This window comes from Chromobacterium amazonense (assembly GCF_001855565.1).
Classification (GTDB): Bacteria; Pseudomonadota; Gammaproteobacteria; order Burkholderiales; family Chromobacteriaceae; genus Chromobacterium; species Chromobacterium amazonense.
On record NZ_MKCR01000006.1, the window covers coordinates 1 to 15,081 of the forward strand.

Genomic DNA, 15,081 nt, shown 5'->3' on the forward strand with positions numbered 1-15,081 from the left:
TGTTGGCTCATGGCGCCTTCCGGCATGTCCACGCACTCGATCATCATGTCCAGCGGCATCACTAAGGACGACTCGTTCACCTCGACGCGGAAGCCGTCGATGATGGCCAGCGTCAGCGGCAGGCGCAGGCGAAATACCGAGCCGACGCCGGGCTGTGACTGGATTTCTATCTCTCCGCGCAAGGCCTCGATATTGCGCTTGACCACGTCCATGCCCACGCCGCGGCCGGAAAGGTCGCTGACGGCGTCGGCGGTGGAGAAACCAGGCAGGAAGATCAGCTGCAGCGTTTCCTGGTCGCTGAGCACCCGTCCTTCGGTGACCAGGCCGCGTTCTATCGCCTTGGCCAGCACTTTCTCGCGGTTGATGCCGCCACCGTCGTCGCGCACTTCCACCACCACCGAGCCGGCGTCGTGATAGGCGTTCAGCATGACCGTGCCCTGCTCCGGCTTCCCGGCGGCCCGCCGTTTATCAGCCGACTCCAATCCATGGTCCACCGCATTGCGGACAATGTGCATCAACGGGTCGGTCAGTTTCTCCACCATGGATTTGTCGATCTCGGTGTCGCCGCCCTTGATCTCCAGATGGATGGACTTGCCCAGTTGCTTGGACACCTCGCGCACCATGCGCGGGAAGCGGCTGAATATTTCGTCCACCGGCACCATGCGCAGGGTCAGCGCGTCGTCGCGTATGCTTTCCACCAAGGTGTTGATGACGGCCACCGACTCCAGCAATTCCGCATCGCCGCGGCTTTGCGCGATCAGTTTGGTGCCGGAGGAGGCGATCACCAGCTCGCCTACCCGGTTGATCAGGCGGTCCAGCTTGCCGGCTTCGATGCGTATGTACTGGCCGTCGCTGCGCGCGCCCTTGGCGGCGGACGAAGCAGACGAAGCGGTCGGCGCGGCTGCGCTTGGCGCCGCGCTCAGGCTAGTGGTTTCCAATGGCGCGGGCGCGATATCGGCGGCGGTTTCATCGGCTGCCAGGCTAACCCGGCCCGATCGCACGCGTTCCGCCTCTTCCTCAGTCAGCGCGCCGCGGTCCAGCCAACGCTGCAGCTGTTCTTCCAATGGCTCGTCCAGACGTTGCGCCAGGGCCAGAAACTCCGCCAGCGGCGCATGCGGAGCCAGGATGCCGATCAGGCTGTCCTCGGCGATGAATTCGAAAGTGCCGGCGATTTTGTCCAGGCTTTCCTCGGACTCCAGCGCCAGATCAAAACCCATGAAGCATTCGGTGACATCCAGCGCTTGCGGCGGCGGCCACTGGCGCCAGACCGGGCGGACATGGCGCAGCGTGCCCAGGCCGCCCAGATAGCGCAGAAAAGACAGAGGGTCGAAGCCGTGGCGGAAAGTGTCCGGATGGAAACGCAGCGACAACTGCCAATGCGGCGTTTGCGCGGGAATACCCGGGCCATGGCCTGCCGCTTCCGTCTCTACAAGCGCGGACGGTTCCGGTTCAGACGAAGCCGTGCTTGCCGGATCGCCTTGCTGGTAGCGCCGCAAGCCGGCCAGGAGCGGCTCGCCTTCCGGCAGGTCCTGCTGCGCCATTTCATCGCTGACCGCGCTGGCATCGAGCAAGCGGCGCAGGTGGTCGTTGCAGGACAGCAGCAGCGTGACCAGATCGTCGCTAAGTGATACCTGCCCGGAACGCAAACGCTCCAGCACGTTTTCCATGACATGGGCGAAGCGCACCAGCGCATCCAGGCCGAAAATGCCGGCGGAGCCCTTGATGGTGTGGGCGGTCCGGAACAGCAGGTTGTAGGTTTCGTTGCCGGGCGGATAGGACGCTGGGTCGAGCAGCGCCGTTTCCAACCCATCGCATAGCTCGCGCGACTCTTCGAAGAAAACCGCCTTGGCTTTGCTAAGATCCATGCTCGCCGCTCCTCTCGTCGACGCCGCCATCGGCCAGCCCGGCAAAGCCAAGCCAGACGCCCACCTCGTCCACCAGTGGATTGCTGGCCGCTATGGTGGCCGGTTTGTCCATTCGGCGCGCCTCCGACAGCAGGATGGCCAGCATCTGCGCGCCGAAGCCGTCCAGCTCGATGATGCCGGACAAGTCCAGGGTGAAGCGCGCGTGGTTGAGAAGGCCGAATAGCTCATCCTGCGCCTCTTCCGCAGTGAAGATGGTCCACTCGCCATCAATTGCGGCTCGCGTTTGCTCGCCGTCCTGCGTCACATTCAGCGGCATGCTTGACTCCCTAAGGCTGAATCAGCTTGGAAACTGCATCGAGCAGCTTGACCGGATCGAATGGCTTGACGATCCAGGCCTTGGCGCCGGCCTCCTTGCCCTGCGCCTTCTTGTCGTCGCTGCCCTCGGTGGTCAGCATGATGACCGGCACAAACTTGGTGGCCGCGCCCTCCTTCAGCTTTTTCAGCAAGGTGATGCCATCCATCCCTGGCATATTGACGTCGGAAATGATCAGATTGACGCGGGTGCCGCCTAGCTTGGACAAGGCGTCGTTGCCGTCGCAGGCTTCTATCACCTCGTAACCCGCCCCCTTCAGCGCAATGCTGACGGTGGCCCTAATGCTGGCAGCGTCGTCGACAATCAGGATGGATTTGCCCATGGTTTTCTCCGCGAGGGGTCCGATATCGGGAATGCCGTTTCAGAAAAAATCAACGTCACCGCTGGAGGCGGCCGGCTTGCTGTCCTGCCCCTTGTGCAGCGCGGCCTGCTCCAATGTGGTATAGGTGGATTCCAGCTGGCGCAGCCACTCATGCGGCTTGATCATCGGCGGCGCCTCGCCGGCTCGCCGCGCCTGGCTGACGGCCTTCAGATGCGCCTGCATCCGCTCCAGATCGCTGGCCACATGCTGCACGATCTGGCTGACGCGGTCCTGGAATTGCAGCGCGATCAACGAAGCGTGTAGTTCCCGCTCCACCTGAGCCCCCTCCGCCTGCATCCGCTGGTTGATCTGCGCCAGCTGCTCCGCGGCGGCGCTGAAATCGCGCACCGAGGCCTCCAACAGGCCCAGCGCGTTATTGCCCTTGTCCGAATCCTGCGAGCCCAGGCTGGTGGTGGTTTGCCGCGTCTGCTCCAGCGCGCTGTTGATCTCCACCACCTTTTCCGCCATCTGCTTGCCGGTTTGCTCCGACTGCTGCGACAGCTTGCGCACTTCGTCCGCCACCACGGCGAAGCCGCGCCCGGCCTCGCCGGCGCGGGCCGCCTCGATGCTGGCGTTCAGCGCCAACAGATTGGTTTGATTGGAAATGCGGCCCACCTGGTCAGCCATGCCCAGCAGTTCGCTGGAAAACGTAGCCAGCCGCGAGACCTCTTCCACCAGTTGCTGGCGGTGGCCGATGATTTCCGACAGCACCGCGGAAATCTCCTGGCTGCGCAGGCCGGCGTCGCGCACCATCTGGTCCAGGCTGTCGCTGCCGATATCGTCCGAGGAGGAACGCGCCGCCTCTACGGTGGCATGCAAGCCGTTGGCGATGGCGGTCAACGTGCCGGCCAGCTGGTTGCCGCCGCTGGCCGATTGCTCGATCACCAATTGCAGATTGCCTGCCCAGCGCTGAAGAACCTGCTCCAGCAGCTCCAGACTGTCGTCGCCCGGTGTCGTGGTTTGGATGTGGATTGCTTGCGCGGCGGACTCGTTGGCCGCTGTCGGCGCCAAAGGATGGAATGCGAGCAAAGCCAAACCGCTCGCGCTGGCCAGCAACCATCCCAGCCATGGAGACACAAACGCCGTCGCCAGCGCCGCCAGCACGCACAGCCCCGCCATGATGAAAAGAGCTTTGCCTCTGTTGTTCATGCGTCTCCGTCTCGACAGTCTGTCGGCCTAGTCCTCACGCCGGCAGTCTCAAAACTGCAGACATTCGGGGGGCTGTCAGCCATATTGTGGAGTTCGCCAATCCATCGATCAGCCATTCGAGAGACGCGCCGTCGCCCGCCCGAATGAAAGTTCTCAGTCGGATACTTTGATGCTTGGTTTCAATTAAGTTGGCGGGCAAAGCGCTGTCAAGGCAAGAACAAGCGCTGGCGCGGACTCAGGCGCCGTGCGCGGTGCTCTGCGCCAAAGAAAAACCGGTACCGCTCCATGCAGGAGCGATACCGGCCGTTGTGAGCGTCGTTGCGCTGCAATGGCTACATCAGGTTCTGCTCAGCCACGTTCAGGTTCAGGTCTATCATCTGCTCGCTGCCGTCCTTGTGCTTCAAGTCCAGCCGCGCGCACTCGATGGCGTCCAGATAGGCCTCGGTGATGTCGCCGGTGATGTATTTGCCGTCGAAGCAGGAGCTTTCGAACAGGCTCAGCTCGCGGTTGACGCTGCGCACCGCGTCTTGCAGCGCCTCCAGGTCTTGATAGATCACCGCGTCGGCGCCGATCTCGCGCGCGATCTCCTGCTCGTCGCGGCCGGTGGCCAGCAGTTCGGCGCGCGTCGGCATGTCGATGCCGTAGACATTGGGGAAGCGCACCGCCGGCGCGGCGGAGGCGAAATACACATTCTTGGCGCCGGAGTCGCGCGCCATCTGCACGATTTCCTTGGAGGTGGTGCCGCGCACGATGGAGTCGTCCACCAGCAGCACGTTGCGGCCAGCGAACTCCAGCGGCACCGGGTTCAGCTTCTGCCGCACGGATTTCTTGCGCACCGCCTGCCCCGGCATGATGAAGGTGCGGCCGATATAGCGGTTCTTGATGAAACCTTCGCGGTACGGCAAGCCCATGGCGTTGGCCAGCTGCAGCGCGCTCTGGCGGCTGGAGTCCGGAATCGGAATCACCACGTCGATCTCCAGGCCCGGCAGGTCGCGGCGGATTTTCTCCGCCAGCATCTCGCCCATGTTCAGGCGCGATTGGTAAACCGACACGCCATCGATCACCGAATCCGGGCGGGCGAAGTACACGTACTCGAACAGGCACGGCGTCAGCCGGGTATTTTCCGCGCACACTTGGCTGTGCATGTCGCCGTCGAAGGTGACATAGACGCACTCGCCCGGCTGCACATCGCGCAGCAGGGTAAAGCCGGAACAATCCAGGGCCACCGATTCGGACGCGAACATGTACTCGGTGCGGCCGTTGACTTCGGTGCTGCCCATCACCAGCGGGCGGATGCCGTTCGGGTCGCGGAACGCCACCAGGCCGTAGCCGGCGATCATCGCCACCACGGCGTAAGCGCCGCGCACGCGGCGATGCACCGCCCCCACCGCGCCGAAAACCGCGTCCACCGTCAACTCCGCCCCTTTGACGCGCTGCGCCAATTCATGGGCGAACACGTTAAGCAGCACTTCGGAGTCGGAATTGGTGTTGATGTGGCGCAGGTCGTGGCGGAACATGTCCGCCTTCAGCTCTTCGGTGTTGGTCAGGTTGCCGTTGTGCGCCAGCACCAGGCCAAACGGCGAATTGACGTAGAACGGCTGCGCCTCGGCCAGGCAGGAGGCCGAGCCGGCGGTTGGATAACGCACATGGGCGATGCCGGCATTGCCCAGCAGCGAGCGCATATTGCGGGTGCGGAATACATCGCGCACCATGCCGCTGCCCTTGTGCATGTGAAAGGTCTTGCCATTGGCGGTAACGATGCCGGCCGCGTCCTGTCCGCGGTGTTGCAGCACTTGCAGACCGTCGTACAGCAGCTGATTGACCGGAGACTGACCGACCACGCCTAGAATTCCACACATCTTTAATGCCCTCTATCCAACTACCTGAAATCAAGACAAGACAAAGAAAAAGGCGGATTCTTGAAATGAAGATATCAAGATATTCCGCCTTTTCCACCTAACTGTCCGGCGCCAGGCCGGGTGAGTCGTAATGCAGGTTGTTCGCCATTGTCGGCGGCAACCATGGCCTTAATGACAAGGCCAAAGATTCGAATGGCGCCGAGAGCACGGCGTTCCTCCACATGGGTTTCTGCGGCAGGCTGCTCAGCCCGCCCAGCAATACCATCGCCGTCACCAGCGCCACGCCGCGCGCCAGGCCGAACATGCCGCCCAGCAGCCGGTTGATCGCGCCCAGGCCTATGCTGTCCACCAGGCCGGTCAGGGTCACGCGCAGCAGCGCCGTGGCCAGCCATACCACGAAGAATACCAGCAGAAAGCCAGCCACCATGCGCACGCCCTCGCCCGGCAGGCTGGCCGGCAGGAACGCCTCCACCGCCGGCGAGAACTGCTTGGCGCACCAGAAGGCGATCAGCCAGGAACCCAGCGACAGCACTTCGGCGATCAGTCCGCGCATCAGCGCGATCAGCACCGATCCGGCGACGATGGCTATAGCGATATAGTCGAAGGCGGTCATGGCGGCTACTTATTGATGATGATGCCGTTGATGCCGGCGTGGGCCAGCTTCTGCAGGGTCTGCTGCGCCTCGGCCTGGTTGGCGAAGGGGCCGACGCGCACCCGCGTCACTTCGCCCTTGCTGGTCTGCACCTTGGAAAAGTGCGCGGTCACGCCGATGGCCGACAACTTGCCGCGCAAGGCGTCGACTTTGGCCGGATCGGACAAAGCCGCCAGCTGGATCACGGATTTGCCGTGCGCCGGCTCGCTCTTGGCGGCACGGGCGTCGGGGTCGAAGCGGCCTTCCAGAATCGCCGCCGGGTCCGCCTGGCGCGGCTTGCTTTCGGCCTTGGGCGTTTCCGGCTTGCGCTCGGGTTTGGTTTCCGGCTTGGCCGGCTGCGGCTTGGGTTCGGCCTTGGCGGCGGGCGCCACGGCAGCTGGCGCGGGCTTTTCAGCCGGCGGCGTCGGCGCGGTAATGGAGGATAGATTGGCCGGCAGTTCGGTGGCGGCCGCAGCGGCCGGCGCGGCATCCGCCGCCGCTTGCGAGGCGGCGTGCTTGACCGCTGCGGCCGGGGCGGACGCGGCGGGTTCTGAGGCGGCGCCCATGATTTCGATCGATTCCGGCTTCATCTGCTGTTCCGGCAGATGGCCCACCACCTTCCACAGCACGGCGGTGGAGATCGAAACCAATACAAACGCGCCCACCAAACGCCGGCGGGCGCGCTTTCTCAATAAAATCAGTTCATCTTGGCTGGACAGTGCCATGCATTCCTCAAACCCGGTGACGCCGGGCCGCTTCCACCTCGGCTACGGTGTGGAAAGACCCGAAAACGACGATTCTATCATTGTCGCCGGCTTGCGATAAGGCGGCCTTCCATGCGTCCGCCACCGTGTCGTAGGCTTTGACGTTGGGGATGCCGGCTTGCGTCAGCGCGGATGCGATGGCTGCGCCGCTCTGGCCGCGGGGCATATCCAGCCCCGCCGCCAGCCAGTGGTCGAATTCGCCGCGCGCCAGCTCGATAACGGCTGCCATGTCTTTATCGGCCAGCATGGAGAACACGGCGTAGCGGTTCTCGGCATACGGCAGCTGCTTCAGCGCCGCCACCATGGCCTTGACCGCGTGCGGATTGTGGCCCACGTCCAGCACCACGGCCGGGCGCCCCGGCAGCACCTGGAAACGCCCCGGCCACTCCACTTCGACCAGGCCCTGCTTGACCGCGCCTATGCCCACCGGAAGTTTGTCCTTGATCGCCTCCAGCACGGCCAGCGCGCCGCAGGCGTTGACCATCTGATAGCCGCCGCGCAGCGCCGGAATCGGCAGCGCGTGGCGGGCGTGCTCGCCATGGCGAAACGACCATTGATTGTCCATGCGGGTAAAGCCGAAATCGCGGCCATACAAGCGCAAGTCGGCGCCGATGGCGGCGGCGTGGTCGAGCAAGCGCCGCGGCGGCTCGGGATCGACGCAGATCGCAGGCTTGCCGGCGCGGTAGATGCCGGCCTTCTCGAAGCCGATGTCCTCGCGGTTGTCGCCGAGGATGACCTGGTGGTCCAGATCGACGCTGACCACGACGGACACGTCCGGCTCGAAGATATTGACCGCGTCCAGGCGTCCGCCCAGGCCCACTTCCAGGATGATCACATCGACTTTTTCGGCGACGAAGCTATGCACCGCGGCCAGGGTGCCGAATTCGAAATACGTCAGCGTGGTGTCGCCGCGCGCGGCGTCTATCGCCTCGAAGCTGGCGATGATGCGCGCGTCGCTGGCCGGCTTGAGATCGATGGCGATGCGTTCGTTGTATTGCAGGATGTGCGGCGAGGTATAAGTGCCCACCTTGAAGCCTGCCGCATGGAACATGCTGGACAACATGGCGCAGGTGGAACCCTTGCCGTTGGTGCCGGCCACCATGATCACCGGACAGGCCGGCTTCAGGTTCATCGCGTCGCGGACGCGCGCGACGCGCTCCAGGCCCATATCTATCGCGCTCAGGTGCAGGCTTTCCTGCCAGCGCAGCCAGTCGTCCAGGGTCTTTTTTATGGTCATGGCGTGGATTCCGTTTGATCGCTAGGCTGCGGCGGCTCAAACCACAGCAAATATACTCTGAGCAGGCGGCGGGATTCGGCGTCGGCCGTGTCGGGCCACAGCATCACGCAGCGGCGCTTGCCGGCCACCTTGAGGTTCAGCACCGTCAGGGCCGGGGTGACGAAGCAGTCGTCCGACACCTCCGCCTCTTGCCGCAAACCGTCCTGGCACAGAAACAGCCGGCCGCGCGGGTCGATTTCCAGCCGTTGCGGCGCGTCGCCGCGCCACCAGCCGTTGGCGCGCGCCGCGCGCCAGGCCAGCCAGGCCGCGAGCGGCACGCTGAACAGATAACGCGCCGGCAGATGCCAAGCCAGCAGCAAGACGTAGCCGGCCAAGGCGCCCAGCACCAGGCTCAGCCACAACCGGGACGGCCGCAGCGCCACAGCGAACGGCTGCAACAGCGGTCGGTCCCGGCGCATCGAAATTACAGCTCGCCGGCCGGGCTGTTGGTGATGTCGGCGTCGACGCTGTCCAGCACCATGGAATGGATCTCGACATCGAACCATTCCCAGAACGCCTTCAGCGACAAATCCTGCGGCCAGCGGCTTTCGTCCTCGTCCCAGGACGCCAGCTCCATCTTGAACAGCTGCTCGCTGATCTCGTCGATGTGGGCGACGCCTTCCTCCGGCTCGATGAACTCCGGCAGCAGCACGGCGGTGCAGTCGCTGCGCAGGCTGTCCAGCGACAGATCCACCATATCGGTGTCCGGCAGCTGGTTCAGCCAATCCAGAAACGGTTGCTTCGGTTTGATGACGGCAACGGCGCGGTCGACGAAATACATGATGCGGCCTTTCTGGCAATGATGATTCGGCGCGCATTGTATCAGTCCGGCCGCGGCTAGGCGACCCGTCCGCCGATAGGGGCTACGTGGTAAACTGCCGGGTATTTTCCTCATTCCGCAAGACACACAGAACATGGCCCTGATTACCGTCGAGAAAGCCTGCCTGGCTTTCGGACACCACGCGCTGCTGGACAACGTAGACTTCGCCCTGGAGCCGGGCGAAGCGGTCGGCCTGATCGGCCGCAACGGCGCGGGCAAATCCTCCCTGCTCAAGGGCATCGCCGGCGCCGTCGCGCTGGACGATGGCCGCGTCAACATCAAGGGCGACGTCAAGGTGGCCTACGTGCCGCAAGAGCCGGAATTCAACCCCGAGCACAGCGTGTTCGAGGCCGTGGCCGAAGGCCTGGGCGATCTGAAAGCACTGCTGACTGAATACCACCAGGTCACCCAGCATCTGACGCAAGCCAATGCCGGCCACGAAGAAGCGCTGGCCCGGATGGAAACCATCCAGCACGAACTGGAGGCCCGCGGCGGCTGGCAGTTCGACACGCTGATCTCGTCCACGCTGAGCCATCTGGGGCTGAACCCGGACGTCCGCATCGGCGAGCTGTCCGGCGGCTGGAAAAAGCGCGTGGCCCTGGCCCGCGCGCTGGCCTCCAAACCCGACGTGCTGCTCTTGGACGAGCCGACCAACCACCTGGACGTCTCCGCCATCGAATGGCTGGAAGGCCTGATCAAGAACTTCCCCGGCAGCGTGCTGCTGATCACCCACGACCGCCGCTTCCTGGACAACGTCGCCAGCCGCATCGTGGAGCTGGACCGCGGCATCCTGCGCAGCTATCCAGGCAGCTTCTCCGCCTACCAGACGCGCAAGGCGGAAGAGCTGGCCATAGAAGAAGAGCAAAACCGCATTTTCGACAAATTCCACGCCCAGGAAGAAGTGTGGATACGCAAAGGCATCGAGGCGCGCCGCACCCGCAACGAAGGCCGGGTGCGCCGGCTGGAAGCCATTCGCCGCGAGCGCGCGTCGCGCCGCGAACGCGTCGGCCAGGTGAACTTCCAGCTGGACGCCGGCGAGCGCTCCGGCAAGCTGGTGGCGGAACTGGAGTACGTCAGCAAGGGCTTTGAAGGCCGCACGCTGATCCGCGACTTCACCACCCGCATCCTGCGCGGCGACAAGATCGGCCTGATCGGCCCCAACGGCGCCGGCAAAACCACCCTATTGAAGCTGATCTTGGGCGAGCTGCAGCCGGACGCCGGCACGGTGAAGCAAGGCACCAAGCTGGAAATCGCCTACTTCGACCAGTTCCGCGAACAGCTGGACGAGGAAACCAGCGTGGCCGACATCATCAGCCAGGGCAACGACTTCGTCGAAATCGGCGGCGTGAAGAAGCACGTGATGAGCTACCTTGAGGACTTCCTGTTCTCGCCGCAGCGCGCCCGCAGCCCGGTGAAGTCCTTGTCCGGCGGCGAGCGCAACCGCCTGCTGCTGGCCCGCCTGTTCACCCGCCCGGCCAATGTTCTGGTGCTGGACGAGCCGACCAACGACCTGGACATCGACACGCTGGAATTGCTGGAAGACGTGATCGCCCAGTATTCCGGCACCGTGTTCCTGGTCAGCCACGACCGGGCCTTCCTCGACAACGTGGTCACCCAGGTCATCGCATTCGAAGGAGACGGCCAGCTGGAAGAATATCCGGGCGGCTATCAGGACTGGCTGGACGCCAAACGGCGCATGGCGGAACTGGCGCCTGCCGAAAAAGCCAAGGAGCCGGCACCGGCCGCGGCGCGCCAGGACAAGCCCAAGGCCGCGCGCAACAAGCTGTCCTACAACGAAACCCGAGAGCTGGCCGCCCTGCCGGACCAGATCAGCGCGCTGGAAGCGGAACAGGCCGATCTGAACCAGCGGCTGCTGGACCCCAACTGTTACCGCGACACGCCCAAGGAAGCGGTGGCCTGGCAGCAACGCATCGAGGAAATCGACGAACTGCTGCTGGAGAAACTGGCGCGTTGGGAAGAGCTGGAAGCCGCCCAGCAACGCGCCCGCTAGGCCGGCTCGCCGCCAAACAGAAACGCCCTGCCGGCTCATGCCGTCAGGGCGTTTGTTATTCGATTGATGCGCCTATTTTCTCTGACCAGGCTCCGGGCAAGCCTAGCAATGATGGTTTTCAACCTCAGGCATCTTTATTCTTGCGGGCAGCCGCCTTGCCTTCCGGCGGCAGCTCAAAGCCAAACAGGCTGGCGGTGCGGCCCATCTGCGACTGGCAGGCGATCAGCAGCGCGCGGTTGATCGCTTCCTTCTTGCTGACGCCCCACCACTCTATCATCTTGTCCAAGGACTTCTGCGCTTCGCGGCTCAGCTCCACCGTCACCGACAGCTCCTGCAGCCGATTGCGCCTAAGCTCGCGGCTGCGCCGCTTGCGTTCCGCAACCGTCATCGCGCGCTCGCCCAGCGGCTTGCGGCCAGGTTTCTTCTGGACGCCGCCTATCAGGTCGAAAGTGTAATGGTCGCAAGGGTCTTTCATTGATGGGTGACGGGTCACGGCTGAGCAAGGCGCGCAAGAATACCATAAAGACGGCGTTTGCGCAGGCGCGCCGCGCCGCCCTCAGTCCAATGTAATTTTTACGCCAAAGTCGTAGCAGCCATGCAACAGTGCATGTACACAACATCTTGTGCTATCCCAATCCGTGGCACCCTCAGCTAGCTAACCGCCATCTTTCTGCAATTTCCTGACTCCCTCATCCCGCGCCGATTTTTTGCAGAAAAATTTCGATGCCCCGCAAACCCAATAACGGCGCGGTTTTCCGCCTTTCGGCACAAAGTCAAGACTTGAACTACGTCAGACCCACCACTAGAATTTGGGCAGTCCTAGCGCTGCTGACGGTATATATTGTGTTTACCCACAGCTCGCACACAGCTTTTCAACAGATTTGTCCACAAGCCGACCTGCCCGCCAAGAAGCAGCGCGGCCGGACTTAAACTTCTCTTTATCGAGGGATACATGCAACTGACCACCTTTGAAGGGCAAACCGCCGCAGAACTCGGCCGCGCCGCCGCGCCGCAAGCCGACTTCAGCCTGTACAAGACCATCCGTCGCAATGGCGCGGTGGTGCCGTTCGAACCCGTCAAAATCTCCATCGCCATGACCAAGGCCTTCCTGGCCGTCATGGGCCAACAGGGCGCCACGTCGGCCAGCATCCGCGACAAAGTGGCGCAATTGACGGAACAGGTGGTCAACGCCCTGATGCGCCGCAAGCCGGAAGGCGGCGCCATCCATATCGAAGACATCCAGGACCAGGTTGAACTGTCGCTGATGCGCTTTGGCGAGCACGACGTGGCCCGCGCCTACGTGCTGTACCGCGAACAGCGCACGCAAGAGCGCGCCGCCCGCGGCGAGGCGCTGACCAGCGTGCAGATCAACGTGCTGCGCAAGGACGGCCGCAAGCTGCCGCTGGACGTGGCCCGCCTGCGCGCCAATATCGAAGCCGCCAGCAAGAACCTGGTCGGCATCGATGTGGACGCCATCCTGGCCGAAACCCTGAAGAACATCTACGACAGCGTGCCGGAAGAAGAAGTGGGCAAGTCCGCCATCCTGGCCGCCCGCTCCATGATCGAGCAAGACCCGGCCTACGATTACGTCACCGCCCGCCTGCTGATGGGCAACATCCGCCTGGAAATCCTCGGCGAAGCCGTCAGCCAGGACGAAATGGGCGCGCAGTACCCGGCCTACTTCGCCGACTTCATCAAGAAGGGCATCGCCGCCGAACTGCTGGACGAAAAACTGGCCGAGTTCGACCTGAAAAAACTCGGCGCCGCGCTCGACGCCGAACGCGACCTGCAATTCGGCTACCTGGGCCTGCAAACCCTGTACGACCGCTACTTCCTGCACGTGGACGGCACCCGCATCGAAATGCCGCAAGCCTTCTACATGCGCGTGGCCATGGGCCTGGCGCTGAATGAAGTGCACCGCGAAGACCGCGCCATCGAGTTCTACAACGTGCTGTCCAGCTTCGACTTCATGTCGTCCACCCCGACGCTGTTCAACTCCGGCACCCGCCGCAGCCAGCTGTCCAGCTGCTACCTGACCACCATCGCTGATGACCTGGACGGCATCTACGAAGGCATCAAGGAAAACGCCCTGCTGTCCAAGTTCGCTGGCGGCCTGGGCAACGACTGGACCCCGGTGCGCGCCATGGGCAGCCACATCAAGGGCACCAACGGCAAATCGCAAGGCGTGGTGCCGTTCCTGAAGGTGGTCAACGACACCGCCGTGGCGGTGAACCAGGGCGGCAAGCGCAAGGGCGCCGTCTGCGCCTACCTGGAAACCTGGCACGCCGACATCGAGGAATTCCTCGAGCTGCGCAAGAACACCGGCGACGACCGCCGCCGCACCCACGACATGAACACCGCCAACTGGATTCCGGACCTGTTCATGAAGCGCGTGATGGAAGGCGGCGAGTGGAGCCTGTTCTCCCCGTCGGAAACCCCGGACCTGCACGACCTGTACGGCCAGGCTTTTGAAAAGGCCTACACCGCCTACGAAGCCAAGGGCGAACGCGGTGAACTCAAGGTCTACAAGCGCATCCCGGCCCTGAGCCTGTGGCGCAAGATGCTGACCATGCTGTTTGAAACCGGCCACCCGTGGATCACCTTCAAAGACCCGTGCAACATCCGCAGCCCGCAGCAGCACCTGGGCGTGGTGCACAGCTCCAACCTGTGCACCGAAATCACGCTGAACACCAATGAAGACGAAATCGCCGTCTGCAACCTGGGCTCGGTCAACCTGGCCGCGCACCTGCAAGCCGATGGCAGCCTGGACAGCGAAAAGCTGCAGCGCACCGTCCGCATCGCCCTACGCATGCTGGACAACGTGATCGACATCAACTTCTATCCGGTGAAGAAGGCGCGCAATTCCAACCTGAAGCACCGCCCGGTAGGCATGGGCGTGATGGGCTTCCAGGACTGCCTGCACATCAAGCGCATTCCGTACGCCTCCAACGCCGCGGTGGAATTCGCCGACGAATCCATGGAAATGGTCGCCTACTACGCTTACCTGGCCTCCACCGAGCTGGCGGAAGAACGCGGCCGCTACCCGTCGTACAGCGGCAGCCTGTGGGACCGCGGCGTGCTGCCGCACGACAGCATCAACCTGCTGGCGGCGGAGCGCGGCGGCTACCTGGAAGTGGACCGCACCGAGCGCATGGACTGGAACAAGCTGCGCGAGCGCATCAAGCAGTTCGGCATGCGCAACAGCAACTGCCTGGCCATCGCCCCGACCGCGACCATCGCCAACATCATCGGCGTGTCCGCCTCCATCGAACCGACGTACCAGAACCTGTTCGTCAAGTCCAACCTGTCCGGCGAATTCACCGTCACCAACGAATACCTGGTGCGCGACCTGAAAGCCGCCGGCCTGTGGGACGAAGTGATGGTGGCCGACCTGAAGTACTTCGACGGCAGCCTGGGCCAGATCGACCGCGTGCCGGCCGAGCTGAAAGCCATCTACGCCACCGCCTTCGAGCTGGACCCGCGCTGGCTGGTGGAAGCGGCTTCCCGCCGCCAGAAGTGGATCGACCAGGCCCAGTCGCTGAACCTGTACCTGGCCGGCGCTTCCGGCAAGAAGCTGGACGAGCTGTACAAACACGCCTGGCTGCGCGGCCTGAAAACCACCTACTACCTGCGCACCCTGGCCGCCACCAGCGCCGAGAAATCCACCGGCCGCGGCGGCGAGCTGAACGCCGTATCCAGCCAGATGCAGGCCGCGCCGGCTGCCGCGGTGGACACCACCCCGGCCACCGACGCCAAGTTCTGCAGCATCGACAACCCCGATTGCGAGTCCTGCCAATAAGGCAGATTTCGTAGGGCGGAAGCCCCCTTGGGGCGTTCCGCCTAGTCGGAGCATCAGACTGAAGCCTTCAAAAGAGGCGTTCCGCCAACCGGCGGACCCATCCTCAAGCCGCTTGCCAGCAGGCGGTTTCTGGATGTGGAAGCAAGACGGTAAGCAGCAGCAAAAGCAGCAGA

At 63.6% G+C, this 15,081-nt stretch carries 13 protein-coding genes; 2 read left to right on the top strand and 11 right to left on the bottom strand.

Going from position 1 to position 15,081, the window contains the following annotated elements; translation table 11 throughout:
* The 10 genes from BI343_RS04660 to BI343_RS04705 form a co-directional block, all read right to left on the bottom strand.
* Window positions 1–1,865, bottom strand: a 1,865-nt coding sequence (locus tag BI343_RS04660; RefSeq protein WP_071108843.1) for a chemotaxis protein CheA, incomplete at its 3' end; no start/stop codon positions are given.
* On the bottom strand, window positions 1,855–2,181 hold the full coding sequence (locus BI343_RS04665) for an STAS domain-containing protein (RefSeq protein WP_071108844.1): 327 nt from the start codon (window positions 2,179–2,181) through the stop codon (window positions 1,855–1,857). The genes BI343_RS04665 and BI343_RS04660, both read right to left, overlap by 11 nt.
* A 10-nt stretch (window positions 2,182–2,191) precedes the next feature.
* A complete protein-coding gene (locus tag BI343_RS04670; protein ID WP_043628771.1) occupies window positions 2,192–2,560 on the bottom strand; it encodes a response regulator in 369 nt (122 codons plus the stop codon).
* A gap of 39 nt (window positions 2,561–2,599) precedes the next feature.
* Complete coding sequence (locus BI343_RS04675; protein WP_071108845.1) at window positions 2,600–3,748, bottom strand: methyl-accepting chemotaxis protein; 1,149 nt, start codon at window positions 3,746–3,748, stop codon at window positions 2,600–2,602.
* 332 nt (window positions 3,749–4,080) lie between these two features.
* On the bottom strand, window positions 4,081–5,607 hold the full coding sequence (gene purF / locus BI343_RS04680) for an amidophosphoribosyltransferase (RefSeq protein WP_071108846.1): 1,527 nt from the start codon (window positions 5,605–5,607) through the stop codon (window positions 4,081–4,083).
* A 97-nt stretch (window positions 5,608–5,704) separates the two neighbouring features.
* A complete protein-coding gene (locus tag BI343_RS04685; RefSeq protein WP_071108847.1) occupies window positions 5,705–6,220 on the bottom strand; it encodes a CvpA family protein in 516 nt (171 codons plus the stop codon).
* 5 nt (window positions 6,221–6,225) lie between these two features.
* The gene (locus tag BI343_RS04690) at window positions 6,226–6,963 is read right to left on the bottom strand and encodes an SPOR domain-containing protein (protein WP_071108848.1); all 738 of its coding nucleotides are present in this window, start codon (window positions 6,961–6,963) and stop codon (window positions 6,226–6,228) included.
* 7 nt (window positions 6,964–6,970) lie between these two features.
* Window positions 6,971–8,239: a bifunctional tetrahydrofolate synthase/dihydrofolate synthase gene (folC, locus tag BI343_RS04695; protein ID WP_071108849.1), complete on the bottom strand. Its 1,269-nt coding sequence runs from the start codon at window positions 8,237–8,239 to the stop codon at window positions 6,971–6,973.
* The gene (locus tag BI343_RS04700) at window positions 8,236–8,697 is read right to left on the bottom strand and encodes a protein YgfX (RefSeq protein ID WP_071108850.1); all 462 of its coding nucleotides are present in this window, start codon (window positions 8,695–8,697) and stop codon (window positions 8,236–8,238) included. Before BI343_RS04700 ends, folC begins: the two co-directional genes overlap by 4 nt.
* A gap of 5 nt (window positions 8,698–8,702) precedes the next feature.
* The gene (locus tag BI343_RS04705; RefSeq protein ID WP_043628790.1) at window positions 8,703–9,059 is read right to left on the bottom strand and encodes a hypothetical protein; all 357 of its coding nucleotides are present in this window, start codon (window positions 9,057–9,059) and stop codon (window positions 8,703–8,705) included.
* 133 nt (window positions 9,060–9,192) lie between these two features.
* On the opposite strand from BI343_RS04705, the gene BI343_RS04710 reads away from it, so the two are divergent.
* On the top strand, window positions 9,193–11,109 hold the full coding sequence (locus BI343_RS04710) for an ATP-binding cassette domain-containing protein (protein ID WP_071108851.1): 1,917 nt from the start codon (window positions 9,193–9,195) through the stop codon (window positions 11,107–11,109).
* Between the two features lie 124 nt (window positions 11,110–11,233).
* Here BI343_RS04710 and BI343_RS04715 read toward each other — a convergent pair whose 3' ends face one another.
* Window positions 11,234–11,584, bottom strand: a complete 351-nt coding sequence (locus BI343_RS04715) for a hypothetical protein (RefSeq protein ID WP_043628794.1) — start codon at window positions 11,582–11,584, stop codon at window positions 11,234–11,236.
* 477 nt (window positions 11,585–12,061) lie between these two features.
* Between BI343_RS04715 and BI343_RS04720 the strand changes: the two genes are divergently transcribed.
* Window positions 12,062–14,908, top strand: a complete 2,847-nt coding sequence (locus tag BI343_RS04720; protein ID WP_071108852.1) for a ribonucleoside-diphosphate reductase subunit alpha — start codon at window positions 12,062–12,064, stop codon at window positions 14,906–14,908.
* Window positions 14,909–15,081 lie beyond the last annotated feature (173 nt).